The sequence below is a fragment of the Variovorax sp. CAN15 genome (assembly GCF_030462475.1).
Taxonomy (GTDB): Bacteria; Pseudomonadota; Gammaproteobacteria; order Burkholderiales; family Burkholderiaceae_C; genus Variovorax.
The window spans coordinates 107008-131505 of sequence record NZ_JASMRZ010000008.1; the positions used below are offsets into that span (position 1 = coordinate 107008).

Annotated in this window: 21 protein-coding genes; 10 read left to right on the plus strand and 11 right to left on the minus strand. The window is 69.6% G+C overall.

The annotated features are described in order from the left end of the window. Positions 1–7: 7 nt before the first annotated feature. From QMO14_RS09085 to QMO14_RS09095, 3 genes are all read right to left on the minus strand, one after another. On the minus strand, positions 8–1177 hold the full coding sequence (locus QMO14_RS09085; RefSeq protein WP_301506246.1) for a GGDEF domain-containing protein: 1170 nt from the start codon (positions 1175–1177) through the stop codon (positions 8–10). A gap of 72 nt (positions 1178–1249) precedes the next feature. Beyond that, entirely contained in the window at positions 1250–2428 is a 1179-nt protein-coding gene (locus QMO14_RS09090) for an acetyl-CoA C-acetyltransferase (RefSeq protein ID WP_301506248.1), read from the minus strand. Between the two features lie 46 nt (positions 2429–2474). Beyond that, on the minus strand, positions 2475–3257 hold the full coding sequence (locus QMO14_RS09095) for an SDR family NAD(P)-dependent oxidoreductase (RefSeq protein WP_301506250.1): 783 nt from the start codon (positions 3255–3257) through the stop codon (positions 2475–2477). Between the two features lie 102 nt (positions 3258–3359). Here QMO14_RS09095 and QMO14_RS09100 point away from each other — a divergent pair, with 102 nt between their 5' ends. The 4 genes from QMO14_RS09100 to QMO14_RS09115 all read left to right on the plus strand — a co-directional run bounded on the left by QMO14_RS09100 (position 3360) and on the right by QMO14_RS09115 (position 8588). Beyond that, entirely contained in the window at positions 3360–6026 is a 2667-nt protein-coding gene (locus QMO14_RS09100) for a LuxR C-terminal-related transcriptional regulator (protein ID WP_301506251.1), read from the plus strand. Positions 6027–6245: 219 nt separating this feature from the next. Beyond that, complete coding sequence (locus tag QMO14_RS09105) at positions 6246–7097, plus strand: AP2 domain-containing protein (RefSeq protein ID WP_301506253.1); 852 nt, start codon at positions 6246–6248, stop codon at positions 7095–7097. 59 nt (positions 7098–7156) lie between these two features. Continuing rightward, positions 7157–8137 carry an AP2 domain-containing protein gene (locus QMO14_RS09110; RefSeq protein WP_301506255.1) on the plus strand — a complete coding sequence of 327 codons (981 nt, stop codon included), beginning with the start codon at positions 7157–7159 and terminating at the stop codon, positions 8135–8137. Positions 8138–8210: 73 nt separating this feature from the next. Next, on the plus strand, positions 8211–8588 hold the full coding sequence (locus tag QMO14_RS09115; protein ID WP_301506257.1) for a hypothetical protein: 378 nt from the start codon (positions 8211–8213) through the stop codon (positions 8586–8588). A 21-nt stretch (positions 8589–8609) separates the two neighbouring features. On the opposite strand, the gene QMO14_RS09120 is transcribed toward QMO14_RS09115, so the two are convergent. The 5 genes from QMO14_RS09120 to QMO14_RS09140 form a co-directional block, all read right to left on the minus strand. Further along, the gene (locus QMO14_RS09120; RefSeq protein WP_301506259.1) at positions 8610–9758 is read right to left on the minus strand and encodes an acyl-CoA dehydrogenase family protein; all 1149 of its coding nucleotides are present in this window, start codon (positions 9756–9758) and stop codon (positions 8610–8612) included. A 44-nt stretch (positions 9759–9802) separates the two neighbouring features. Then, positions 9803–11362 (minus strand): long-chain-fatty-acid--CoA ligase, encoded by a 1560-nt coding sequence (locus tag QMO14_RS09125; protein ID WP_301506261.1) that lies wholly within the window; start codon positions 11360–11362, stop codon positions 9803–9805. Positions 11363–11398: 36 nt separating this feature from the next. Next, a complete protein-coding gene (locus tag QMO14_RS09130; RefSeq protein ID WP_301506263.1) occupies positions 11399–12511 on the minus strand; it encodes a CaiB/BaiF CoA-transferase family protein in 1113 nt (370 codons plus the stop codon). 80 nt (positions 12512–12591) lie between these two features. Next, positions 12592–13734, minus strand: coding sequence for an acyl-CoA dehydrogenase family protein (locus tag QMO14_RS09135; RefSeq protein WP_301506265.1), 1143 nt, complete (start codon positions 13732–13734; stop codon positions 12592–12594). An 11-nt stretch (positions 13735–13745) separates the two neighbouring features. Continuing rightward, positions 13746–14939 carry an acyl-CoA dehydrogenase family protein gene (locus QMO14_RS09140; RefSeq protein WP_301506267.1) on the minus strand — a complete coding sequence of 398 codons (1194 nt, stop codon included), beginning with the start codon at positions 14937–14939 and terminating at the stop codon, positions 13746–13748. Positions 14940–15171: 232 nt separating this feature from the next. Here QMO14_RS09140 and QMO14_RS09145 point away from each other — a divergent pair, with 232 nt between their 5' ends. Next, the gene (locus QMO14_RS09145) at positions 15172–15414 is read left to right on the plus strand and encodes a hypothetical protein (RefSeq protein ID WP_301506269.1); all 243 of its coding nucleotides are present in this window, start codon (positions 15172–15174) and stop codon (positions 15412–15414) included. Between the two features lie 16 nt (positions 15415–15430). Here the strand turns inward: QMO14_RS09145 and QMO14_RS09150 are convergent, their stop codons facing one another. Beyond that, positions 15431–16300 (minus strand): UDP-2,3-diacylglucosamine diphosphatase, encoded by an 870-nt coding sequence (locus QMO14_RS09150; RefSeq protein ID WP_301506271.1) that lies wholly within the window; start codon positions 16298–16300, stop codon positions 15431–15433. Between the two features lie 93 nt (positions 16301–16393). On the opposite strand from QMO14_RS09150, the gene QMO14_RS09155 reads away from it, so the two are divergent. After that, positions 16394–18142, plus strand: a complete 1749-nt coding sequence (locus QMO14_RS09155) for a lysoplasmalogenase family protein (RefSeq protein ID WP_301506273.1) — start codon at positions 16394–16396, stop codon at positions 18140–18142. A 29-nt stretch (positions 18143–18171) separates the two neighbouring features. On the opposite strand, the gene dmeF is transcribed toward QMO14_RS09155, so the two are convergent. After that, positions 18172–19146, minus strand: coding sequence for a CDF family Co(II)/Ni(II) efflux transporter DmeF (gene dmeF, locus QMO14_RS09160; protein ID WP_301506275.1), 975 nt, complete (start codon positions 19144–19146; stop codon positions 18172–18174). Between the two features lie 5 nt (positions 19147–19151). Next, a complete protein-coding gene (gene ruvB / locus QMO14_RS09165; protein WP_301506277.1) occupies positions 19152–20216 on the minus strand; it encodes a Holliday junction branch migration DNA helicase RuvB in 1065 nt (354 codons plus the stop codon). Between the two features lie 87 nt (positions 20217–20303). Here ruvB and QMO14_RS09170 point away from each other — a divergent pair, with 87 nt between their 5' ends. From QMO14_RS09170 to QMO14_RS09185, 4 genes are read left to right on the plus strand one after another with little or no spacing between them, the layout of a single operon-like run. After that, positions 20304–20930, plus strand: a complete 627-nt coding sequence (locus QMO14_RS09170; RefSeq protein WP_301506279.1) for a CDP-alcohol phosphatidyltransferase family protein — start codon at positions 20304–20306, stop codon at positions 20928–20930. After that, positions 20927–22693 (plus strand): bifunctional alpha/beta hydrolase/class I SAM-dependent methyltransferase, encoded by a 1767-nt coding sequence (locus tag QMO14_RS09175; protein WP_301506281.1) that lies wholly within the window; start codon positions 20927–20929, stop codon positions 22691–22693. The genes QMO14_RS09170 and QMO14_RS09175 overlap by 4 nt, the downstream gene beginning before the upstream one ends. Continuing rightward, positions 22690–24042 carry a phosphatase PAP2/dual specificity phosphatase family protein gene (locus QMO14_RS09180; protein WP_301506283.1) on the plus strand — a complete coding sequence of 451 codons (1353 nt, stop codon included), beginning with the start codon at positions 22690–22692 and terminating at the stop codon, positions 24040–24042. Before QMO14_RS09175 ends, QMO14_RS09180 begins: the two co-directional genes overlap by 4 nt. Next, positions 24032–24478, plus strand: coding sequence for a hypothetical protein (locus QMO14_RS09185; RefSeq protein WP_301506285.1), 447 nt, complete (start codon positions 24032–24034; stop codon positions 24476–24478). Before QMO14_RS09180 ends, QMO14_RS09185 begins: the two co-directional genes overlap by 11 nt. Positions 24479–24498 lie beyond the last annotated feature (20 nt).

Here is a 24498-nt window from a genome sequence, read left to right on the forward strand (position 1 = left end):
ATGGCTCTCAAGCCGCAGCGATCACCCGGTCCCGCCCCATCGCCTTCGCGCGGTACAGCGCCGCATCCGCCAGCGCCAGCACGTCGTCGATGCCGGAGCCGCCTGCGCTGCTCTCGCCGGCCGCCACGCCGATGCTCGCGGCCATCGAACCGACGACGGCCATGGTCGAGTCCGCCGGGAAGGGCTCGCCGATGGCCTGCCGCAGGCGCGCCGCGACCTCCATCGCCTCGGCCTTGCCGGCCTGGGGCAGCAGCACGACGAATTCCTCGCCGCCGTACCGGCCGAGCACGCCCGTGTCGCCGATCGCGCGCTGCATGCGGCGCACCGCCTCGCGCAGCACGGCGTCGCCCATCTGGTGGCCGAAACGGTCGTTGATGTCCTTGAAGTGGTCGAGGTCCACCATCAGCAGCGCGCCACGGCGTTCGCCCGAGGCGAAGGCGCCCTGGCAGGCGTCGAGCACGGCGCGGCGGTTGAGCGCGCCGGTGAGCGGGTCGCGCGTGGCCAGGTATTCGAACTCGGTGTGCACGCGGTCGGTGGCCATCAGGATGACGGCGATGGACAGCAGCAGCACGGTGAACGAGTACATGCTGATGTAGAGCGACTGGATCCAGGAGCCCTCCATGAGCCCACTGCCCGCCATGCCCGCCACCACCGACACGAAGCGAAGGGCCGCCACCACCGCCTGCGCCAGCAGCAGCCCGGTCATCAGCCGCTTGCCGAACACCTCGCCCGCATGCCGCATGTAAAGCTGCGCGTGCCGGAAGAACAGCGCCGCCACCGCCAGGGTGACGAACAGCAGGCGCATCTCGAAGTCGGGCTTCACGATGCCGAACCAGAACAGCGCCACCGCCAGGACGCAGTTCAGTACCGTCCAGCCCCGGGTGTCGCTGCGGCCGAACAGGAACTTCTGGCTGCCTGCGTAGTACAGGATGCAGGCCTGGTACAGCACGAAGTTGGCGACCACGATGGTGAGGAAGTCGGGGAAGTAGCCGCGCGCCGCGAACAGCATGGTGCTCACGAAGGCGACCAGCGGGGCCTTCGCCCAGTCGCCCAGGCCCTGGATGCTGCGCGGATAGCTGCGCTGCATGAAGAAGACGACGAGCGCCATCATGACGCCCATGACGCCGGCCAGCAGGATGACGGAGCGGGGATCGAGAATCGATGGCGAAGCGCCCATGGACCCCGATTATGTTGGCATCGGCCTCCACCGCTCCACGGGCTGCCTCCCGCGATTACCCTGCCATCGCCGTCACAGCCGCTCGACGATGGTCACGTTGGCCATGCCGCCGCCCTCGCACATGGTCTGCAGGCCGTAGCGCTTGCCGCGCTGGCCGAGCGCGTGGACCAGCGTGGTCATCAGCTTGGTGCCCGATGCGCCCAGCGGATGGCCCAGAGCGATCGCGCCGCCGTTCACGTTGAGCCGCGCCGGGTCGGCGTCGAGCGCCTGCAGCCAGGCCAGCGGCACCGGCGCGAAGGCCTCGTTGACTTCGTACAGGTCGATATCGGCGATCTTCATGCCCGCCTTCTTCAGTGCGCGCTGCGTGGCGGGCAGCGGCGCCTCCAGCATGATCACCGGATCGTGTCCCATCACGCTCATGTGGTGGATGCGCGCGAGCGGCTCCACGCCCAGCGTCTTCAGGCCGCGCTCGTTCACCACCATCAGGCCGCTGGCGCCGTCGCAGATCTGGCTGGCGGTGGCCGCTGTGCAGCGCCCGCCCTCGGCGATGAGCTTCACGGCGGCGATGCTCTCCAGCGTGGCGTCGAAGCGGATGCCTTCGTCCACGGTGTGCTGCTCGCCGGGCTCGGTGCCGTCGGCCATGCGCACCGCCAGCGGCACGATCTCGCGTTCGAAGTGGCCGGCCTTGGTGGCGGCGATGGCGCGTCGGTGGCTTTCCAGCGCGTAGCGATCGAGCTCGTCCTTCTCGATGCCGTAGTTCCTGGCGATCATCTCGGCGCCGGTGAACTGGCTGAACTGCACGTCGGGGTAGCGCCTGGCCATGAGCGGGCTCACGTAGAAACCCAGCCCGTTCTTCAGCGGCAGCGTGACGGGCATGCCCATGGGCACGCGCGTCATGCTCTCCACGCCGGCGGCGATCACGATGTCCATGGTGCCCGACATCACGGCCTGCGCCGCGAAGTGCAGCGCCTGCTGCGACGAGCCGCACTGCCGGTCGACCGAGGTGGCCGGCACCGACTCGGGCAGCTTCGAGGCCAGCACCGCGTTGCGCGCGATGTTGGAAGACTGCTCGCCGGCCTGGTCGACGCAGCCCATGATGACGTCCTCGACCAGCGCCGGGTCGGCGCCTGCGCGCTCCACCAGCGAGTTCAGCACCTGCGCGGCGAGGTCGGCGGGGTGCCAGCCGGCGAGGCGGCCGTTGCGGCGGCCTCCGGCGGTGCGGGCGGCGGCGACGATGAATGCTTCGGGCATGGAGTTCTCCTGTCTGTCTATATCTGTATGAATGCGCGGGTCCGGGTCAGCGCGGCGCCATGCGGATCGCCCCGTCGAGCCGCACGCTCTCGCCGTTGAAGTAGCCGTTGGTGATCATCAGCTCCGCCAGCGTCGCGTACTCCGCCGGCTTGCCCAGGCGCTTCGGGAAGGGCACCGACGCCGCCAGCGCGGCCTTCACGTTGTCGGGCGCGCCCTGCAGCAACGGGGTGTCGAAGATGCCCGGCAGGATGGTGTTGACGCGGATGCCCTCGCTCATGAGGTCGCGCGCGATGGGCAGCGTCATGCCGACGATGCCGGCCTTCGAGGCTGTATAGGCCGCCTGCCCCATCTGGCCGTCCTGCGCCGCCACCGAGGCGGTGTTGACGATCGCGCCACGCTCGCCGTCCTCCAGCATGTCGAGCGTGAGCATGCCGGCGGCCGACTTGGCGATGCAGCGGAAGGTGCCGACCAGGTTGATCTGGATGATGCGGTCGAAATTCGCGAGCGGAAAGTGCTTGATCTCGCCCGTGGCCTTGTCGCGGCTCGCGGTCTTCACTGCGTTGCCGGTGCCGGCGCAGTTGACCAGCACGCGCTCCTGGCCGTGCGCCGCGCGCGCCCTGGCGAAGGCCGCATCCACCTGCTCCTCGGAGGTGACGTCGACCTTGCAGAAGATGCCGCCGAGTTCCTTCGCCAGGGCCTCGCCCTGCTCGGCATTGAGGTCGAAGAGCGCGACTTTCACGCCATGGCCCGCGAGGCGGCGCGCGGTGGCGGCGCCCAGGCCCGAGGCGCCGCCGGTGACGACGGCCGCAATGCTGGAATCGAGTTGCATCTGCTGGTGTCCTTGAGGTGTCTTGGATGGTTTGTCGCCGCCCAGTTTAGGAAGCAGAATCGGCCGCACACATCGTCGGAAACGACGGGATTTCAGCGCCGCATGCAGCCGCCCACACCCCGCATCCTCGAAACCAAGCTCAATCCCCCGGCCTTCGTCGCCACGCAGGTGCCGCGCACCGCGATCCGGGAAGAGGTCGCGTCGGCGGCCGTGAAGCTGGTGCTGGTGCGGGCGCCCGCCGGCTTCGGCAAGACCACCGCCATGGCGCAGATCCGCGAACGGATGGAGGCGCAGGGCATCGCCACCGCATGGCTCACACTGGACCGGGCCGACAACGACGTCTCGCGCTTTCTCGACTGCCTGGCCGAGGCCGTGCAGCGCCTGGGCGTCGAAGACCCGCGCGGCAATGGCGGCAACAACCCCTTCGACGCGGTGGCCGCGCTGGCGGCGCACGAGTCGCCCTTCACGCTGTTCCTCGACGACTTCGAGCGGGTGCAGGAGCCGGCCGTGTTGGGGCTGGTGCGCGAGATCGTCGAGCACCTGCCGCGCCGGGGGCAGATCGTGATCGGCTCGCGCAGCCTGCCCGACCTAGGCCTGGGCCGGCTGCGCGCGCGCGGGCAGCTCACCGAGATCGACACCGACCGGCTGCGTTTCAGCCTGGAGGAGACCGGCGCCTTCTTCGGCCTGCGCCAGGCGCTGCCGCCCGAGATGCTCTCGCTGCTGCACCGCAAGACCGAAGGCTGGGTGGCGGCGATCTGGCTCGCGTCGATGGCGCTGGAGCGCCACGGCACGGGCGCCGCCACCGGTTTCGTCGAGCGCTTCTCGGGCTCCGACCGCGCCGTGGCCGAGTACCTGGCCGAGGACGTGCTCGCGCACCAGCCGAAGGAAGTCCGCGACTTCCTGCTGCGCACCAGCATCCTGCGCCAGCTCGACGCATCGGTGTGCCAGGCGCTGTGCCCGCGCATGGACTGCGCGGCCATCCTCGAGCGGCTGGCCGCGTCGAACCTGTTCCTCACGCCGGTGATGAGCGGCGACGGCGGCGCGTGGCGCTATCACAGCCTCTTTGCCGACTTCCTGCGCGCGCAGCTCGCGCGCGAGATGCCCGGCGAGCCCGCGCGCCTGCATCTCGCGGCCTCGGGCTGGTACGAGTCGCACGGCCGGCCGGTGCCCGCCATCGACCACGCCATCGAAGGAGGCGACCATCCGCATGCGCTGAACCTGCTCGACCACCATGCCGCGCAGTTCCTCGAGGAAGGCCGCATGCGTATGCTGGCGCGCTGGTTCTCGGCCATTCCCGAGCACCAGCTGCGCGAGCACCCCTTCCTGCAGCCGATCTCGCTGTGGGCCACCTGCTTCACCCACGGCCCGTGGGATGCAATGCGCCAGCTCGACGCGTCGGGCTGCCTCGACAGCCCCATCGCCGAGGTGCGCGCCAGCGCCCACACGCTGGTGCCGCTGCTGCTGGCCATGCAGGACCGCCACGACGAAGCCTACGAGGCCGGCCGCCTGAGCCTGGCGCGCCTGCCCACCGGCCTGGCCTTCGCCGACAGCGTGCTGCTCAACGCCATGGCCCACATCCTCGCGGTGCGCGGCGACCAGCACGAGGCACAGCGGCTGCTCGACGCGGCCCGCCGCGAGCAGGGCAACAGCGCCTTCAACCGCATGTACACCGAGTCATTGGCCGGCCTGTTCGACCTGCACGAAGGCCGGCTGCGGCAGGCCACCGCGCGGCTGCGCATGGCGGTCGATTCGACGCATGCCGTGTCGTACAACCACAGCCACGGCAACGCCTGGGCCGGCGTGCTGTACGCGGGCGCCGTCTACGAGACCAACCAGCTCGCGCAGGCCGAACGGTTACTCAACGTGTACCTGCCGATGGCGCGCGACGTGGGCCTGCCCGACCACATGATCCTGAGCCACGCGATGCGCTCGCGGCTGGCCTTCCACGCAGGCGACATCGACGCGGCCTTCCAGGCGCTCACCGAGCTCGAATACCTGGGCCACCAGCGCCAGCTGCCGCGCGTGGTGGCCGGCGCCAAGCTGGAGCGCTCGCGCATGCTGCTCCTGCAGGGCAACGGCCCCGCCTCGCACGATGAACTGCTGCGCGCCGACGACCCGGCCCTGTGGGAACGCGAGCGCCGCCAGCGCCTGCCCGCGCATGACCTCGACTACCTCGCGCTCGCCAAGGCCCGATGGGAAATCGCTTTCGGCGACGCACGCGCGGCGCTGTCCGTGCTTGACGCCGAACTGCACGCCGCGCTGGCCGTCGCCCGCAACCGGCGAGTGCTCAAGCTCAAGGTGCTGCGCGCCCTCGCCCTGCAACGCGCCGGCGACCCGGCCGCCGCCGCCGAGGAATTCGCCGAGGTGCTGCAGGCCGCGAGCCAGGAAGGCTTCATGCGGCTGATCCTCGACGAGGGCCCGGCCGTCGGAACGCTGGTACACCGCTGCGCCGCCGCGATGCAGGAAGGCGGCGGCGACCCGATCCTCGCGGACCACCTGCAGCGGCTGCTGCAGGCCGTGGGGCCGATGGCGGCACCAACCGAACCCGCAGCGCCGCCCGGCGACGCGATCGAGGAGCCGCTCACGCGCAAGGAAATCCGAGTTCTGCAACTGCTGGCCGAGGGCTACTCGAACAGCGCGATGGCCGAGAAGCTCTTCGTTTCGGACAGCACCGTGCGCACGCACCTGCGCAACATCAACATGAAGCTGGATGCGAAGAGCCGGACGCAGGCGGTGGCGATCGCGCGCAGGCTCGGCGTCATCCGATAGCCTTACATCCGCCGACTTCCAGCACCGCCCAGCCCCTGAACTACGGATTCCGGTGATACCCCGCCGGTGCCTGCGTCCCTAGCATTTCCTCTGTGTTCCAACTGCCGCGATAGCGCAAGGCGCGTCGCGGCGCATGGAAATCCGCGCCGTCGCCGCACCCCGAAGCGCCAGGCAGGCAAGCCATGCAAGAACCAGAGAGCGGACTCGAGCCGAAGCACCATGCCCAAAGGAATCCCCAACTCCGCAGCCATGTACGGCATCTACCCTCGCAGCTGGGGCTACGAGGTGTCGATCGTGCGAAACGGAAAGCGCTACTTCCAGCAGTTCGGCCGCGCCAGCTACAGCGGCGACGCGCAGGCGCTGCGCCAGGCGCAGGAATGGCGCGACGGCGTGGTGCGCAGCGTCCCGCCGGTGCCGCGACGCACGCGCGCCGAGAAGCTGCGCATCAACAACACCACCGGCGTCTCGGGCGTGTTCTGCCAGGTCGCGCCGGGCGGCAAGGTGCGCGCCTGGGTCGCCAAGACCTACATCGGGCAGGACGAGATCCTGCGCACCGACTTTCCCGTGAACACGGTCGGCGAGGCGGCGCAGGCGCTGGCCATCGAGGAGCGGGCACGGCAGCTCGAACGCATGGACGGCCTCGCCAGGCTGCATCCGGCCGAGGAGGCCATCCGCACCAGCGCGCCGGCCTTCGAGGGCGAGCAGCTCGCGCGCAAGCGCTCGAAGTCGGAGATCAGGCGCAGCACCAATTCGAGCGGAGTGAGCGGCGTGCACTTCAAGGCGCCGAACCCGGGCCACCCGGGCTATTGGCTCGCCATCACCTACACGGCCGGCCGGGGCAGCGTGAGCAAGGCCTTCTCCATCAAGGAGCACGGCCCCGAGAAGGCGAAACAGCTGGCCATCGAAGAGCGCCAGCGCCAGCTCGAACAGAAGCATGCGTTCATGCAGCAGGAAAGCAGCGCCGCCGCGAAGGCGCCGCCGGTCCCCGTCTCCTACCTGCTCGACCAGCCGTCCCAGGCTTCTTCCATGCAGCTCGGCACGACCGCCGCCGAGGCGAGGCCGGCGCAGTGATTCCGCGGATGTCCGCACCCGGCTGCCTTCACGTAGCGGCCGGAGGACAGCCGCGCCCGATGCACACCGCCGAAGATATTTTTCCGATCGCCGCCGTCCGGGCGAATTCGCGGCGGCGCTTCGGCCAGAATAGCTGCGAAAAATGCGCGCCCAAGAGCGCCGCGCGAGCCGGGGAGTTCATCGGAATCAGCATCGGCGATGCTGAGTACGGAATTAGCAGCATCACATCGAGAATGCCCAAAGGTGTCCCGAACCCGGCAGCCATGTATGGCATCTACTCCAGGTCCTGGGGTTTCGAAGTTTCCATCGTCCGCAACGGCGTCCGCCATCACGGGCTTTTCGGCAACGCCAGCTACGGCGGCGCGGAACAGGCGCTGCTGCACGCGCAGGACTGGCGCGACCACGTCGTGCGCAGCGTGCCGCCGCAACCGCGCAGCGCGCGCGCCGAGAAGCGCCGCGCCAACAACAGCACCGGAGTGACCGGCGTGTTCCACCACCTCGCGCCGGGCGGCCGCGTGCGGGCCTGGATGGCCAAGACCTACATCGCGCCCGACGAGATCCTGCGCACCGACTTCTCCGTCGCCGAACTGGGCGACGCCGCGCAGGCGCTGGCGGTGCAGGCACGCGCGCTGCAGCTCCAGCGCATGACAGGACTGGCGCGCATCCACCCGGCCGAGGAGGCGATCCGCATGGGGCTGTCGGCCCACCCCGCCGGGCCGCGCGAACCCAAGCGCTCGAAGTCCGAGATCACCCGGCGCAACAACACCAGCGGCGTGAGCGGCGTGCATTTCAAGACGCCCAACCCCAGCCACCCCGGCTACTGGCTGGCCATCACGTACACCGCGGGCAAAGGCAGCGTGAGCAAGGCCTTCTCGGTGAAGACATACGGCGCCGAAGCGGCAAAGAACATGGCCGTCGCCGAGCGCGCGAGACAGCTCGCCGACAAGCGGCGGACGGCCGACGATCAAGAAGAACGACAGAGAGGAAAAGCCGGATCCGGCGTCCGCGCGACGCCCGGCACGAGGCAGAACAACGGATGAGTTCATTGCAAGGAACAGGCCTCGCGCACGCCGCGAGGCCAGGGGACGGCCGTCCGCACGGAGCGGTCCGCCCATGAAGCACAAGCATCTGCACCAGCTGCTGCGCGTGGCGTCGCACCTGATGGACCAGGCCGCCGCCGAAGTGCGCGCCACCGGCCTCGACCCCGTGGACGAGAACATCCAGCGCATCGGCCGAGCGCTGATCGAGGTGATCGAGGTGCAGCGCCATATCTACGCCGCGCAACCCGAACTGCAGCCCAAGTCGCTGGCGGCCAACTCGCGCGAGAGCGACGCCAACCTGCTCTTCACCCAGGTCACGATGGAGGCGCTGGAGCTGGAGGACGCGGGCAATCCCGAGGCCGCGCGCGAGAAGTACACGCAGTTCATCGGCCTGTCGCCCTCCTACCACCACCGCGAGATCGCGCGCTCGGAGATCAGGCGGCTGTCCTGAGCGGGGCGCCGGGCCGCTCGCTCAGAGCGCCCTGGCAATCACCTCTTTCATGATCTCGTTGGTGCCGCCGTAGATGCGCTGCACCCGCGCGTCGGCGTACATGCGCGCCACCATGTATTCGTTCATGAAGCCGTAGCCGCCGAAGAGCTGCAGGCATTCGTCGATCACGCGGCCCTGGGCCTCCGAGCCCCAGAGCTTGGCCATGGAGGCGGTGGCGGTGTCGAGCTTGCCGGCTACGAGGTCTTCGATGCAGCGGTCGATGAAGGCGCGGCCCACCTTGATCTGCGTGGCGATCTCGGCCAGCTTGAACTTCGTGTTCTGGAACTCGGCCACCGGCTTGCCGAAGGCCTTGCGGTCGCGCACGTAGTCGAGCGTGGCCTGGTAGGCGCCTTCCATGGTGGCCAGCGCGCTCAGGCCGATGATGGTGCGCTCATAAGGCAGGTCGCTCATGAGCTGGAAGAAGCCCTGGCCCTCCACGCCGCCGAGCAGCGCGTCGGCGCCCACGCGCACGTCGTCGAAGAAAAGCTCGGAGGTGTCCTGTGCCTTCATGCCGATCTTGTCGAGCACGCGGCCCACGCGAAAGCCCTTGCAGCCCTCGGTCTCGACGATGAGGATCGACGTGCCCTTCGCGCCCTGCGCCGGATCGGTCTTGCACACCACCAGCACCACGCCGGCCAGGAAGCCGTTGGTGATGAAGGTCTTGGAGCCGTTGACGAGGTAGCCGCCGTCCTTCTTCTCGGCACGCGTGCGCACGCCCTGCAGATCGGAGCCCGCGCCGGGCTCGGTCATGGCGATGGCGCCCACCATCTCGCCGCGCGCCATGCGCGGCAGGTAGTTGCGCTTCTGCTCCTCGGTGCCGTGGTTGAGGAAGTAGTGCGCCACGATGCTGTGCACCGAAGTCGCCATGCCGGTGAGGGCTCGGCGCGACATCTCCTCGTAGAACACGGCCTCGTGGCGGAAGTCGCCGCCGGCGCCGCCGTATTCCTCGGGAATATCGGCGCACAGCAGGCCAAGGGCGCCGGCCTTGCGCCAGACCTCGTGGCCCACATGGCCGCGCTTGCGGGCTTCCTCGTCGTGCGGCAGCACTTCGGTCTCGATGAATCGCACCACGTTGTCGCGGTACAGCTCCAGGTCTTCGTCGCTCCAGGAGCGGCGGAAATCGATCGGCATGTTGTCTTCCTTTGCTTTCTTTCCTGGATTCCTGCGTCCGGTGCTCAGCCGACGCGGCGTTCCCTGCCGGCCCAGAAGGGCTCGCGCAGCTGGAACTTCTGCAGCTTGCCGGCTGCCGACAGCGGCAGCGCGTCGCGGAACTCGACGCTGCGCGGGCACTTGTAGTTCGCGATGTGCTCGCGGCAGTGGGCGATGACGGCCTCCGCCTCCAGCGCCATGCCCTCGCGCCGCACGATCACCGCGTGCACGCGCTCGCCCCACTTGTCATCGGGCACGCCGATCACGGCCGACATCAGCACCTGCGGCATCTTCGCGATGGCGTTCTCGACCTCGGCCGAATACACGTTCTCGCCACCGCTCACGATCATGTCCTTCATGCGGTCGACCACGTAGACGAAACCCTTCTCGTCCATGCAGCCGCCGTCGCCGGTGTGCATCCAGCCGCCGCGCAGCGCGGCCTCGGTCTGCTCGGGCTTGTTCCAGTAGCCTTTCATCACCATCGGGCCGCGCGCGACGATCTCGCCGACCTGTCCGGGCGGCAGCTCGTTGTCTTCGCCGTCGACGATGCGCACCTCGGCGATGGGCACCGGCGTGCCCGCCGAACGCAGCAGGCGATCTCGATCAGGGCCGGGCAGGTGGCAGTGCGGCGACAGCGCGGTGACCACCGGCGAGAGCTCCGTCATGCCGTAGACCTGAGCGAAAGAGGCGCCGGGAATGGCGCGCATCGCCTGGTCGAGCAGCGCCGCGTCGATGGGCGCGGCGCCGTAGAACAGCAGTTGCAGGCTCGAAAGGTCGAACTCCGCGAAGCGCGGATGCTCGACCACGCGCTTGATCATGGTCGGCACCATGAACACCTCGGTGATGCGCGCGGACTGCACCGCCTGCAGCACCGCCAGCTCGTCGAACATCGGCAGCACGTGCGTGGGGGTGAGCCGCAGCATGTTCTGGATGGTGGCGCCGCAGCCGGCCACATGGAACATGGGCGCGGCGACGAGGGCCACCGCGCTCTGCGCATCGCGCGGCAGCGCCGCCACGGTGCTCAGCGCGTTGATGCACAGGTTGCCGTGCGTGAGCATCACGCCCTTGGGCTGCCCGGTGGTGCCGCCGGTGTACATGATGGCGGCGAGCTCGTCGGAGTCGTGCGGCGCGTCCTCGACGGGCTCGGCCCGCGCCAGCAGCGCCTCGTAGCCGACCATGCCTTCGGGCACCGCGCCGTCGCCGCAATAGACCACGGTGCGCAGCGAGGCCGAGAGCTGGCGCAGCGCGGGCACCATGGGCACGAACAGGTCGTCCACCAGCAGGATGCGGGTGTCGCAGTCGTCCAGCGAGTAGGCGACCTCCTTCGGGTTCCAGCGGATGTTGACCGGGTTGATGACGCCGCCGCCCCACCAGGTGCCGAAGAAATACTCGACGAAGCGGTGCGAGTTGAGGCTCATCATGCCGACCCGGTCGCCGCGGGCCATGCCGAGCTGCTTCAGCACGGCCCCGAGGCGCGCGACGCGATCGGCGAGCGTGCCGAAATCGAGGCGCGTGGCGCCGCAGACGATGGCGGTGGCCCTGGCCTTCTCGCGCCGGCCCTTGTGCAGGGGTTGGGTGAGGAACATGGGTGGCTGTCTCCGTTTTTCTTTCTTCTGCTTTTTTCAAGCGCCGCACAGGGGCGCGATCGCGTCCGCCGCCACGCCCCAGCGGCGCAGCACGGCAGGGCCGTCTTCATGTGCGGTGGCCTGCGGCAGCACGGGCGCGGTGCGGCTGAAACGCGGCGCGGGCGCGGGCTGCACCACGCCGTTGACAGTGGCGAAGGTGCCGCGCGCCACGTTGTGCGGATGCTCCGGGGCCTCGTCCCAGTCGAGCACGGGCGCGAAGCAGGCGTCGCTGCCTTCGAGCAGCACGCACCACTCGTCGCGCGTGCGGGTGCGGAACACGTCGGCCATGCGCAGCTTGAGCAGCGGCCAGCGGTCGGCGTCCATCTGCGCGTCGAAGGCGGTGTCCTCGGCGATGCCGCAGCGCTCGCGCAGCAGCGCGTAGAACTGCGGCTCGATGGCGCCCACGGCCACGTACTTTCCGTCGGCGCAGGCATAGGTGTCGTAGAAGTGCGCGCCGCCGTCGAGCATGTTCTCGCCGCGCTGGTTGCTCCACTGGCCGGCCGATCTGAAGCCGTACATCATGGAAGACAGCAGCGCCGCGCCGTCGGTCATGGCCGCATCGACCACCTGCCCCTGGCCCGAGCCCTTGGCCTCGTGCAGCGCGGCGAGGATGCCGAAGGCCAGCAGCATCGCGCCGCCGCCGAAGTCGCCCACGTAGTTCAGCGGCGGCACCGGCGGCTCGCCCGCGCGGCCGATGGCGTGCAGTGCGCCGCTGATGGCGATGTAGTTGATGTCGTGGCCGGCCGCATGCGCCAGCGGGCCGTGCTGGCCCCAGCCGGTCATGCGGCCGTAGACCAGGCGCGGGTTGCGCGCATGGCATTCGGCGGGGCCGAGGCCCAGGCGCTCCATCACGCCGGGGCGGAAGCCTTCGATGAGCACGTCGGCCTTCGCGATGGCGTCGAGCACGGATTGCGCCGCGCCTTCCGCGCGCAGGTCGACCTGCAGCGTGCTGCGCCCGCGCGCGAGGATGTCGTGCGGCGCGGTGCGCGTGCCGGGGCGCTCGATGCGGATCACCTCCGCGCCCATGTCGGCGAAGAGCATCGCGCAGAACGGCCCCGGGCCGATGCCCGCCATCTCGATCACCCGAAGGCCTTGCAGTGGACCAGCCATGGTGTGTCTCTCCTGTATGTGGAGGCATCTTGGCGCCGGGCCCAAGGCGCCGCATCGTCGAAAGCGACGAATGCGCGGCGCTACGCCATCGCCACGGCGGCACGCAGCTTCGCAACGCGCCGCAAATGCCACGAAGGCGGTCCGAACTGGCCTTCGATGAGCGTGGCGCGGCGCACGTAGTGGCCCACCGCCAATTCTTCGGTCATGCCCATGCCGCCGTGCAACTGCACCGCGCCCTGGCCCACGGCCTTGCATGCTTTCGCCGCGGCCACCTTGGCGGACGAGACGGCGCGCGCGCGTTCCGGTGCCGGCGCGGTGCCGATGATTTCGCCCACGCTGGCGGTGAGCGCGGCCGCCTGCTCCAGCGCCATGTGCATGTCGGCCAGCCGGTGCTGCAGCACCTGGAAGCTCGCGATCGGCACGCCGAACTGCTTGCGCTGGCGCACGTAGTCGAGCGTGTCGCGCATCAGGCGGCGCATGACGCCGACGGACTCGGCGCAGATGGCGAGCGTTGCCTCGTCGAGCGCCTGTTCGATCTGCGGCAGCGCGGCGCCTTCGCTGCCCAGCAATGCATCGGCGGGCAAGCGCAGGTCGTCGAAGGCGATGTCGCCGGCGCGGCCGCCGTCGCGCGTCGGGTAGGCGCGCAGGCGAAGGCCGGGCGTGTTCTTCGGCACGACGAAGAGCGAAAGGCCGGCGCTGCCGCGCGCGCTCACGAGCAGGTGGCTGGCCCATGGCGCGGCGTGCGCCACGGCCTTGCGGCCGTTGAGGCGGAAGGAGCCGTCGGCTTCGCGCACGGCGTCGGTTCGCAAGTCGGCGCGGTCGTGCCGGCTCTGCGGTTCGGTGTGCGCGAAGGCGAGCACGGCCTCGCCGGCGACCACGCGAGCGAGCAGCGCATCGGCCTGCGCGCCGGGGTTGCGCTGCAGCAGGCCCGCGCCGATCACCATCGTCGACAGGTAGGGCTCGGCGGCGAGCGCGCCGCCCAGCGTTTCCATCAGCGCGAGATGCGCGGGCATGCCGCCGCCGAGGCCGCCCCGCGATTCGGGCAGCGCCGCGCCGAGCAGGCCGAGCTCGGTGGCGAGGCCGCGCCAGAACGGCGGCGGTGCGTCGTCGGCCTTGCGCAGCGCATACAGGCGCTGCTCGAAGCCGTGGTTGTCGTCGAGGTAGCGCGCGAGGCTGTCGCGCAGCATGGCCAGGGTGTCGTCGCGTTCGGTGGTGGCGTTCATGGAGCGGCCTCTCAGTTCGCCAGCAGATGGGCCGCGACGATGTTGCGCTGCACCTCGTTGGACCCTGCGTAGATCGACGCCGCGCGGTCGTTGAGGTAGGCCGACATCGAGAACACGGCGTCCTCCGGAACGGGCAGCTCGCCGCCTTGCAGGCCATCGTCCAGCGGCAGGTCGGCGGCGGCGTAGTGGGCTGCGATTTCGACACCCAGCTCGGTCAGCCGCTGGCGCAGCTCGGAGCCCAGCACCTTGCCCATCGAAGGGCGGATGCCGTGCGGCTCGCCGCGGGCCTGGGCACGCAGCGATTGCAGCTCGGTGGCCTCGAGCGCGTCGATGGCGCATTCGGCTTCGGCCAGGCGCAGGGCCATGTCGTCGGCCTCGTGCGTGTCGCCTGCCGCGAAGGCCGCGTCGGCGGCTTGCTGCAGCCGGCGCAGGCGCGCGCGCAGCATCGGCGCCCACGCGCCGCCGCGCTCGTGCTGCAGCAGGTACTTGGCGATGGTCCAGCCCTGGTTCTCCTCGCCGATGAGCCCTTCGGCCGGCACGCGCACGTCGTCGAAGAACACCTGGTTCAGCTCGTGGTCGCCCGAGATGCTGATGATCGGCCGGATAGTGATGCCCGGCGCCGGGATGTCGAAGCACAGGAAGCTGATGCCCTGCTGCGGCTTGCCGCCCGAGGCGGTGCGCACGAGGCAGAACATGCGGTTCGCGTATTGGGCGTGGGTGGTCCAGATCTTGGTGCCGTTGATGACGTAGTGGTCACCGTCCCGCACGGCCTTGCACTGCAGCGAGGCTAGGTCGGAACCCGACTGTGGCTCCGAGTAGCCCTGGCACCAGTAGTCCTCGCCCGAGCGGATGCCGGGCAGCCAGGCGCGCTTCTGTGCCTCGGTGCCGAAGGCGATGATCACCGGCGCGACCATGCCGGGGCCCATGGGCGCGCGCGCCGGTGCGTCGGCGGCCGCCAGCTCTGCCGAGAAGATGTAGTGCTGCATCGGCGTCCAGCCGGTGCCGCCGTGCTCCACCGGCCAATGCGGAACGCTCCAGCCGCGTTTGGCGAGGATGCGGTGCCAGCGGTTGCCGTATTCGTAGTCGCTGAAGATGCCGGAGCAGCGCCGGCCCGCGATGCGCAGTTCGGGCGTCAGCTCGCGCGCCAGGAAGTCTCGAACCTCGTCGCGGAATGCGGTTTCCGCGGCCGTGAGTGCCCAGGCCATGTGTTTGTCGTCTCCATTCGGGATGCTCCGGCGAGTGTGATGCCGGCGGGGCCGTGCGGCATCGTCGGATCGGACGAACGTCACCTGGCTACCAGGCACCCACGGTTTTCAGTGGACTTTTGTTTTCATTCGGGATAGCCCGGTACGTCGCCACGCCGCTTTTTGCTTCAATCTGCCTGGGAGTTGTTCCAGGCGCGAGAAAGAAGAGGCGCCGCCCTGAAGGAGCACCGCAGTGAGCACTGTCATTCCCGGCTTCCCGCACGCCAGCGTCGAGCGGCTGTGCGACTACGAACTGCCGGAGCCGCCTGCCTCCACCCTTTTTTCGAAACCGCCGGAAGCCGAAGGCCCCGAGAAGCTCGCGCTGGCCTGGTGGCTGTGGATGGACGAGATGGGAAAGAGCGTGCTCCGGTACTACGACGCGTGGCGCGACCAGCTCGACCGCACGACCGCTAACGGCCCCACCCGCAAGGGCTGACGACTGGCCGTCCGCCTCAGGCGGCGACGGCTTCGCGCTGCGGCGCCGCCTTCGCAGGCACGGGCATGTGCTTCGCCCAGTCGATGATTTCCAGCGTCCCGTCGGCATGCTCGGCCAGCGCCGTGAGGCTCTCGACCCAGTCGCCGTCGTTGCAGTAGAGGATGCCGTCGATGTCGCGCATCTCGGCATGGTGGATGTGGCCGCAGACCACGCCCTGCGCGCCGCGCTTGCTGGCCTCGCGCGCCACGGCATTCTCGAAGTCGCCCACGTAGCTCACGGCCCGCTTGACCTTGCCCTTGAGGTACTTGGACAGCGACCAGTACGGCAGCCCCATGCGCGCGCGCAGCGAGTTGAGGTGGCGGTTGAGCTTGAGCGTGAACTCGTAGAGCGAATCGCCCACGTAGGCCAGCCACTTGGCGCACTGGATCACGCCGTCGAACAGGTCGCCGTGGATGATCCAGAGCTTGCGGCCGTCGGCCGTCTCGTGGATCCACTCGTCGGCCACGTCGATGCCGCCGAAGTTGTGGTGCAGGTACTTGCGGGCGAACTCGTCGTGGTTGCCCGGGATGAAGATCACGCGCGTGCCTTTGCGCGCCTTGCGCAGCAGCTTCTGGATCACGTCGTTGTGCGCCTGCGGCCAGTACCAGTGCCGCTTGAGCTGCCAGCCGTCGATGATGTCGCCGACCAGGAACAGCGTTTCGCACTCCGTGTGCTTGAGGAAATCGAGCAGGGCCCGGGCCTGGCATCCGGGGGTGCCCAGGTGCAGGTCGGAGATCCAGAGGGTGCGGAAGTGCAGTGGCGGACGCCCGCGATCATCGTCCTCGGGGTCGAGGGCCCGGGTCGCGGTGTCGCGCCATGCGCGAAGGAAAGCGTCGTCGCGTTGCATGGACGGGTAGGCTCCCACCGGCGGGTGACCATACGATGGCGACCCCGTGACATCCCGATGACTTGTGGCAGTGCAGCAACGCACAATCGCGCGATGCGACCTGGCCAGATCATCGTTCTAGCGACACCCGTCTTCTTCCTGCTGATGGGGATCGAGTTCGCTGTCGGCCGCGCTCGTGCGCGCCGCGGCACGGGGCAGGACACCTACCGCCTCGCCGACGCCGTCAACAGCGTAGGCCTGGGCATGCTCAGCCAGATCAGCGCGGTGCTCACCGGCCTGCTGCGCATCGGCATCTACACGGCCGTTTATTCGGCGGTGGCGCTCTTTCCTCAGGAAGCCATGAAGGAGTTCTGGACCGCCTGGTACGGCTGGCTGCTGGCGCTCGTGTTCTACGACTTCTGCTACTACTGGCTGCACCGCATGGGCCACGAGTCGGCCGTGCTGTGGGCGGCGCACGTGGTGCATCACCAGAGCCAGCACTACAACCTCTCGACCGCGCTGCGCCAGACCTCCAGTGGCGCGCTGCTGGGCTGGATCTTCTACCTGCCGATGGCGGTGGCGGGCGTGCCGCCGCTGGTGTTCGGCGTGGTGGCGCTCGTCGACCTGCTCTACCAGTTCTGGGTGCACACCGAGCAGGTGGGCAAGCTGGGCTGGTTCGACCGCTGGTTCTGCTCGCCATCCAACCACCGGGTACACCACGCGGTGAACGACCAGTACCTCGACCGCAACTACGGCGGCATCCTGATCGTGTGGGACCGCATGTTCGGCACCTTCCGCGAGGAAGGCGAGCGCTGCGTCTACGGTACGCGCGGCGAACTGCGCAGCTGGGACCCGCTGTGGGCCAACGCCGAGGTCTACTGGGCGCTGGCGAAGGATTCATGGCATGCGCGCAGTTGGACCGACAAGTTGCGCGTGTGGATCAAGCCGCCCGGCTGGCGGCCGGCCGACGTGGCGGCACGATTTCCCAAGCCGCCCTTCGACATCGCGAAGGTGACGCGCTACGAGCCGGCGGTGAGCAAGGGCGTGCAGTGGTTCGCGGGCGTCCAGTTCCTGCTGCTGGTCGGGTTCGCGGTGGTGTTCCTGTGGTTCTCCGACCTCATGCCGCTGTCGCACTCCGCCGTCTGGCTGGCCGCGCTGACGGCCGCGCTGTGGGCGATCGGCGGTGTGCTGCAGGGGCGGCTTTCGGTCACCGAAGTGCTGCTGATCGAGGCCGCCGCCCTGGCCACCGCGAGCGCGGCGCTGGGCATCGGCTGGCTGCACTTCGTCTTCAAGCCGCTGGCCCTGTCGATCGCGATCTTCCTGGCCGCCCGGCGGGCGCTGGCGGGCGGTTCGATCACCGGCTTCGATGGCCTGCTGCTGGCGGGCCTGGTCGCCTCGCTGGCAGGCGACGTGCTGCTGATGGGGCCGGCTGGGATGTTCGTGCCCGGCCTCGTGTGCTTCCTGCTGGCCCACCTCGCCTATATCGCGCTGTTCCGCATCGGCGTGGGACTGTTCCCGCGTCCCGGGGCGCTGGCGGCCACGCTGCTGGTCGGCGCGGGGATGTACGCCTTTCTCTGGCATGGCGGGCTGCCGGCTGCATTGCGGATTCCGGTCGGCGCCTACGTGGTGGTGATCGCCTGCATGGCGGCGCAGGCCATCGGGCGCTCGGCGGTGCTGCGCCGGACCGCCCCATCGGCGCCATGGGTGGCGGTGGGCGCCTGCTTCTTCATGCTGAGCGACTCGCTGCTGGCGATCAACCGGTTCGTGATGCCGCTGCCGCTGGCGCAGCTGTGGGTGCTGGCGACGTACTACGCGGCGCAGGTGTTGATCGTGCGGCACGCGAGGCGCAAGGCCTTGATTTGACTTGCCTCCTCCCCCGCTGGGAGAAGGACCTAGTCCACGCAGCGCTGGATTTCCACCGTCGAGTGACGGATCTCCTCGTGCATCGAGAAGCAGGCCCGCACCTGGTCGGCGGTAAGCGTCGGCGAGTGAGTCACCACGGTGAGCGCGCAGGCGTAGGCGTCGCGGCCCACGCGCCACACGTGCAGGTCGGCCACGCGGGTTTCGGAGTCGGCCAGCATGGTCTCGACGCCTTCGCGGATCTCTTCCGTCACCGGGTGGTCCATCTCGCGGTCGAGCAGCACCTTGCCGGTCTCCTTCAGCAGCCCCTTGGCCCAGACCGCCACCAGCACCGCGCCGACGATGCCCATCGCTGGGTCGAGCCAGGCCCAGCCGTAGAACCAGCCGCCCAGCAGCGCCGCGATGGCGAGCACCGAGGTGGCGGCGTCCGCCACGACGTGCAGGTAGGCCGAGCGCAGGTTCAGGTCGTGGCCATGGTGATCGTGATGATCGTGGTGGGCATGGTCGTGATGATCGTGCCCGTGGTGGTCATGGCCATGCCCGTGATGATGGTGCGCACCGCCCAGCAGCCGCGCGCAGACCAGGTTGACCACCAGCCCCAGCACCGCCACGGAAATGGCTTCGGGGTAGTGGATGGCCGCCGGCGACCACAGCCGCTCCAGCGAGCCGAACACCATCAGCGCCGCCACGCCCAGCAGCGCCAGCGCGCTCGCGAAGCCGCCGAGCACCTCGATCTTCCAGGTGCCGAAGGCGAAGCGCGGGTCGCGTGCGTAGCGCCGAGCGGCCGCATAGGCGAAGGCGCTCAGGCCGATGGCCAGCGCGTGGGAGCTCATGTGCCAGCCGTCGGCCAGCAGCGCCATCGAGTTGAACCACCAGCCGGCACCGATCTCGACGACCATCATCGCGAGGGTGATCCACATCACCAGTCGCGTGCTGCGCTCGGCGGAAGAGGTGTCCGCGCCGAAATGGTGGTCGTGCTGCCAGGCGCTCAGGTCATGGGTGTGCATGGGGATCAGGCTCCAAAGAGATCGGGGCCGTCGGCGCGGCCGGAAGGCGGGGCCACGCCGAGGTGGCGGTAGGCGGCCAGCGTGGCGATGCGCCCGCGCGGCGTGCGCTGCAGGTAGCCCTGCTGGATCAGGTACGGCTCGATCACGTCCTCGATGGTGTCGCGCTCCTCGCCGATGCTGGCGGCGACGTTGTCGAGCCCCACCGGGCCGCCGTCGAAGCGGTGGATCACGGCCTCCAGCAGCTTGCGGTCCATCAGGTCGAAGCCCTGCGGATCGACGTCGAGCATGGCCAGCGCCCTGTGCGCGATGTCTTCGGTGATGCGGCCGTTGCCCTTGACCTCGGCATAGTCGCGCACGCGGCGCAGCAGCCGGTTGGCGATGCGGGGCGTGCCGCGCGAACGGCGGGCGATCTCGAAGCCGCCGGCGGCGTCGGTCTCCACCTTGAGCAGGCCGGCGCTGCGGTGCACGATCAGCGCGAGTTCTTCGGGCGTGTAGAACTCCAGCCGCGCGACGATGCCGAAGCGGTCGCGCAGCGGGTTGGTCAGCATGCCGGCGCGGGTGGTGGCGCCCACCAGGGTGAAGGGCTGCAGGTCGAGCTTGATGCTGCGCGCCGCGGGGCCCTCGCCGATCATGATGTCGATCTGGTAGTCCTCCAGCGCGGGATACAGGATTTCCTCGACGACCGGGCTCAGCCGGTGGATCTCGTCGATGAAGAGCACGTCGTTCGGCTCCAGGTTGGTCAGCAGCGCCGCCAGGTCCTTGGGCTTCTCGAGCACGGGGCCGGAAGTCTGGCGCAGGTTCACGCCCAGCTCGGCCGCGATGATGTGCGACAGCGTGGTCTTGCCCAGGCCCGGCGGGCCGAAAAGCAGCACGTGGTCGAGGGCTTCCTGCCGCTTGCGCGCGGCGCCGATGAAGATCTCGAGCTGCTCGCGCACCTTGGCCTGGCCGACGTATTCGTCGAGCAGCTTGGGGCGCAGGGCCCGCTCTATCGCCTCTTCGTTGGGCGAAGCGGGGGCCGCGGACACCACGCGTTGGGGAGCGGGCGCGAAATCGTCTGTCTGGATGGTCATTGGGTAAGGGTCTGCGTCGGCAAGTTTAGTCCTTGGGCCAGACTGGCAGAATGCTTCGGCACATAACAAACGAGGGGAAGACAGCACGTGTCGATCTACGAACTGAAGCCGCGTTTCCAGGCCCTGCTGCGGCCGCTGGTGGTCCGCCTGCATGCGATGGGCGTCACCGCCAACCAGGTCACGCTGGCGGCATGTGTCGTGTCGATCGCGCTCGGGCTCTGGCTCTTCTTCGCCGCGCCCTCGCTGGCGGCCTTCGGGCTCATCCCGCTGTGGATGTTCCTGCGCATGGCCTTCAACGCCATCGACGGCATGCTGGCGCGCGAGCACAACCAGCGGAGCAAGCTCGGCGCCTTCCTCAACGAACTGACCGACGTGGTCTCCGACGCGGCGCTGTACCTGCCTTTCGCGCTGGTGCAGCCCTTCGGCGGCTTCTGGATCGGCACCGTCATCGTGCTGGCCGGGCTGAGCGAATTCGCCGGCGCGCTGGGCCCCACCGTGGGCGCCTCGCGCCGCTACGACGGCCCGCTGGGCAAGAGCGACCGGGCCTTCGTGTTCGGCGCGCTCGGCCTGTACGTGGCGCTGGGCGGGCCGCTGCCGGGCTGGACGGCCTGGCTGATGCCGCTTCTGGCCGCGCTCGTGGCCTGGACCACCATCAACCGCATCCGCCGGGCACTGGCGGAGGCAGACGACAAGAATTCCACAGGGACTCAATGACAACTACGACTCCTCGCATCGCCGAAGAACTCCATTTCCAGACGCACGACGGCGAATCGCTCTTCTACCGCCGCTGGCCCGCCACGGGGGCCGCGCGGCGCGGCGCCGTGCTGCTGTTCCACCGCGGCCACGAGCACGGCGCGCGCATGGCGCACCTGGTCGACGAGCTCGACCTGCCCGACTTCGACTTCTACGCCTGGGACGCCCGCGGCCACGGCCGTTCGCCCGGCCAGCGCGGCTACAGCCCCAGCTTCGGCACCTCGGTGCGCGACGTGCAGACCTTCGTGCAGCACATAGGCGCCGCGCACGGCGTGCCCGAGCACGACATCCACGTGGTCGCGCAGAGCGTGGGCGCGGTGCTGATCGCCACCTGGGCGCACGACTACGCGCCCAAGGTGCGCGGCCTCACGCTGGCCTCGCCGGCTTTCAAGGTCAAGCTCTACGTGCCCTTCGCACGGCCCGGCCTCGCGCTGATGCACAAGCTGCGCGGGCTGTTCTTCGTCAACAGCTACGTGAAGGCGAAGTTCCTCACGCACGACCCGGAGCGCATCGCCAGCTACGAGAGCGACCCGCTCATCAGCCGCCCCATCGCGGTCAACATCCTGCTGGGCCTGTACGAGGCGGCCGACCGCGTGGTGGCCGACGCCAACGCGATCACGCTGCCGGTGCAGCTGCTCATCTCGGGCGCCGACTGGGTGGTGCACCACAAGCCGCAGCACCAGTTCTTCGAGCGGCTGGGCAGCGCGGTGAAGACCAAGACCGAGCTGCCGGGCTTCTTCCATGACACGCTGGGCGAGAAAGACCGGGCCCCGGCCGTGGCGCAGATCCGCGAATTCATCCTGCAGCGCTTCGACGAGCCCGCCGTGCCGGTGGACCGCCGCGAAGCACACCTCAGCGGCGACACCGCCGACGAGTCGCGCGCGCTGGCCGAGCCGCTGTCGCCCCTGTCGCCGCGCGGCGCCTACTGGGCCATGACCCGCGCCGGGCTGAAGCTGGGCGGCAAGATGTCCGAGGGCATCAAGCTGGGCCACGCCACCGGCTTCGACTCGGGCAGCACGCTCGACTACGTCTACCGCAACCATCCGCAGGGCAGCTCGTTCATCGGCCGCTCGATCGACAAGACCTACCTGGAATCGATCGGCTGGCGCGGCATCCGCCAGCGCAAGATCCACGTCGAGGAACTGCTGCGCATCGCGATGGAGCGGCTGGCCGAGATGCACCGCGAAGTGCGCCTGGTGGACATCGCCGCCGGCCACGGCCGCTACGTGCTCGACGCGGTGCTGGCGAGCCCCGTCAAGGCCAGCTCGATCCTGCTGCGCGACTACAGCGACATCAACGTGCGCGACGGCCGCGCGCTCATCGCCGAGAAGGGCCTGGAAGACATCGCCCAGTTCGTGCAGGCCGACGCCTTCGACCGCATGAGCCTCGCCAGCGTGACGCCGCGGCCGACGCTGGCCGTGGTGTCGGGCCTGTACGAGCTCTTCCCCGACAACGAGATGGTGCGCCGTTCGCTCGCGGGCGTGGGCGACGCGGTGGAAGACCGCGGCTACCTGGTCTACACCGGCCAGCCCTGGCATCCGCAGCTCGAGATGATCGCGCGCGCCCTCACCAGCCACCGTCAGGGCGAGGCCTGGGTGATGCGCCGCCGCACGCAGTACGAAATGGACCAGCTGGTGGAAGAAGCCGGCTTCCGCAAGATCGACCAGCGGGTCGACGAGTGGGGCATCTTCACGGTGTCGCTGGCGGTGCGCGTCACGCAATGACGACCTCCCCGCCGGCACGACGGCCCTGGAAGCGCGCAGCCGCCTGGCTGGTGCTGCTGGGGCCGCTGTTCTACGCGACCTACGGCTTCGCCAACTGGTGGGCCGCCACGCGCGCCAACGTGCCATCGATGGCCTTCGACTGGGAGCGGCACGTGCCGTTCTGGCCGTGGACCATCTTCCCGTACTGGACGATCAACGCCTTCTACGCGCTGTCGCTCTTCCTCGCTCGCAGCCGGCACACGCTCGACCGGCATGCGCTGCGGCTGCTCACGGCCACCCTCGTCGCCTGCACCTGCTTCGTGCTCTGGCCGCTGCGCTTCAGCTTCGGGCAGCCGCCGGTCGAGGGGGCACCGGCCTTTTTGTTCAACGCGCTGCGCGGCTTCGACCAGCCCTTCAACCAGGCGCCCTCGCTGCACATCGCGCTGGCGGTGATCCTGTGGGACTGGTATCGCCAGTTCCTGAAGCCGCTGTGGGCGCGGCTGGTGCTGCACCTGTGGGCCTTCGCCATCTGCGCCTCGGTGCTCACGACCTGGCAGCACCACTTCATCGACATTCCGACCGGCGCGCTGCTCGGCATCTTCTGCGTGTGGCTGTGGCCGCTGGAGCGCGTGGTGGCCATGCCGCGCGCCTGGCGCGCCACCCGCGATCCGCAGCGCTGGAAACTGGCCGGTTTCTACGCGGTGGGCGCGGCGCTGTTCCTGGCGGCGGCGCTCTATGGCGGCGGCATCGCGCTGTGGCTCGCGTGGCCGGCCGCCTCGCTCGCGCTGGTGGCGCTGAACTACGTCGGCTTCGGCGCGCGCGGCTTCCAGATGAACGGCCATGGCCGCATGGCCTGGGCTGCGCGCTGGATGCTGGCGCCCTACCGGCTGGCCGCAGCCGTCAATGCCTGGCTCTGGACGCGCAGCCTGCCGGCCTCGGTAGAGGTGGTGCCGGGCCTGCGGCTGGGCCGCCGGCCCACGCGCGCCGAGTGGCTGGCGGCCGGCCGGCCCCGGCTGGTGAGCCTGTGCGCGGAGCTGCAGCTGCCCGCCGGCGCGCCGCACGCGCACTGCGTGCCGCTGCTCGACCTGACGGTGCCGCCCACGGTGCGCCTGCAGCGCGCGGCGGCGGTCATCGAAGGCCAGCGCAGGAACGCGGACGGTGCCACAGTGTGGGTCTGCTGCGCGCTCGGCTTCTCGCGCAGCGCGGCGGCGGTGATCGCCTGGCTCGGCCGCTACGGCGCGGCCGGCGGCGTCGCCAAGGCCGAGGACACGGTGCGCCGGGCACGGCCGCAGATCGTGCTGCGGGGTGCGTGGCGGGTCTCGCTGGAGCCGTTCGAGCCCTTGCAGGAGGTGCCGCCCCATGACCGATGACAACGACAGAACCACCTGCGCCGCGCTCGCGGCGCTGCTGCGCGCGATGGCGCTGCCAGCCCTCTGGGGCTTCGCGCTCACCTGCATCTCGGCGCTGGTGCTCGCGCTGACGCTGCGCTCGCTCTCGACCACCGCCACCATGGGTTTCGGCGCGGTCGTCATCCTCGGCGCGCTGGAGCGCTACTTCGCGTTCCGGCTGCGCTTCGACCAGGCGCTGTTCGACGGCCTTGCGCGCAACACGGTGGCCTCGCTCGACGCGCTCGACCGCGCGCTCTCATCCCTCGGGCTGCGCGAGCCACCGCCTTTGCAGCATGCGCCCCGCCCGCTCGACGACCGCGTGCAGGGCACCCGCCAGCTCATGCAGCGCCACGCCATCGTGGTGGCATGCCAGAGCGCCATGTTCCTCCTTGCCTTGATGACACAGGACATCTCTTGAACCCGGAAGAAAACAACGAA

Bases quoted from the DNA above. Each gene is read 5' to 3' on its own strand.
- QMO14_RS09085 (WP_301506246.1), bottom strand. From the start codon at position 1,177: ATGGGCGCTTCGCCATCGATTCTCGATCCCCGCTCCGTCATCCTGCTG.
- QMO14_RS09090 (WP_301506248.1), bottom strand. From the start codon at position 2,428: ATGCCCGAAGCATTCATCGTCGCCGCCGCCCGCACCGCCGGAGGCCGC.
- QMO14_RS09095 (WP_301506250.1), bottom strand. From the start codon at position 3,257: ATGCAACTCGATTCCAGCATTGCGGCCGTCGTCACCGGCGGCGCCTCG.
- QMO14_RS09100 (WP_301506251.1), top strand. From the start codon at position 3,360: ATGCAGCCGCCCACACCCCGCATCCTCGAAACCAAGCTCAATCCCCCG.
- QMO14_RS09105 (WP_301506253.1), top strand. From the start codon at position 6,246: ATGCCCAAAGGAATCCCCAACTCCGCAGCCATGTACGGCATCTACCCT.
- QMO14_RS09110 (WP_301506255.1), top strand. From the start codon at position 7,157: ATGCACACCGCCGAAGATATTTTTCCGATCGCCGCCGTCCGGGCGAAT.
- QMO14_RS09115 (WP_301506257.1), top strand. From the start codon at position 8,211: ATGAAGCACAAGCATCTGCACCAGCTGCTGCGCGTGGCGTCGCACCTG.
- QMO14_RS09120 (WP_301506259.1), bottom strand. From the start codon at position 9,758: ATGCCGATCGATTTCCGCCGCTCCTGGAGCGACGAAGACCTGGAGCTG.
- QMO14_RS09125 (WP_301506261.1), bottom strand. From the start codon at position 11,362: ATGTTCCTCACCCAACCCCTGCACAAGGGCCGGCGCGAGAAGGCCAGG.
- QMO14_RS09130 (WP_301506263.1), bottom strand. From the start codon at position 12,511: ATGGCTGGTCCACTGCAAGGCCTTCGGGTGATCGAGATGGCGGGCATC.
- QMO14_RS09135 (WP_301506265.1), bottom strand. From the start codon at position 13,734: ATGAACGCCACCACCGAACGCGACGACACCCTGGCCATGCTGCGCGAC.
- QMO14_RS09140 (WP_301506267.1), bottom strand. From the start codon at position 14,939: ATGGCCTGGGCACTCACGGCCGCGGAAACCGCATTCCGCGACGAGGTT.
- QMO14_RS09150 (WP_301506271.1), bottom strand. From the start codon at position 16,300: ATGCAACGCGACGACGCTTTCCTTCGCGCATGGCGCGACACCGCGACC.
- QMO14_RS09155 (WP_301506273.1), top strand. From the start codon at position 16,394: ATGCGACCTGGCCAGATCATCGTTCTAGCGACACCCGTCTTCTTCCTG.
- dmeF (WP_301506275.1), bottom strand. From the start codon at position 19,146: ATGCACACCCATGACCTGAGCGCCTGGCAGCACGACCACCATTTCGGC.
- ruvB (WP_301506277.1), bottom strand. From the start codon at position 20,216: ATGACCATCCAGACAGACGATTTCGCGCCCGCTCCCCAACGCGTGGTG.
- QMO14_RS09175 (WP_301506281.1), top strand. From the start codon at position 20,927: ATGACAACTACGACTCCTCGCATCGCCGAAGAACTCCATTTCCAGACG.
- QMO14_RS09180 (WP_301506283.1), top strand. From the start codon at position 22,690: ATGACGACCTCCCCGCCGGCACGACGGCCCTGGAAGCGCGCAGCCGCC.
- QMO14_RS09185 (WP_301506285.1), top strand. From the start codon at position 24,032: ATGACCGATGACAACGACAGAACCACCTGCGCCGCGCTCGCGGCGCTG.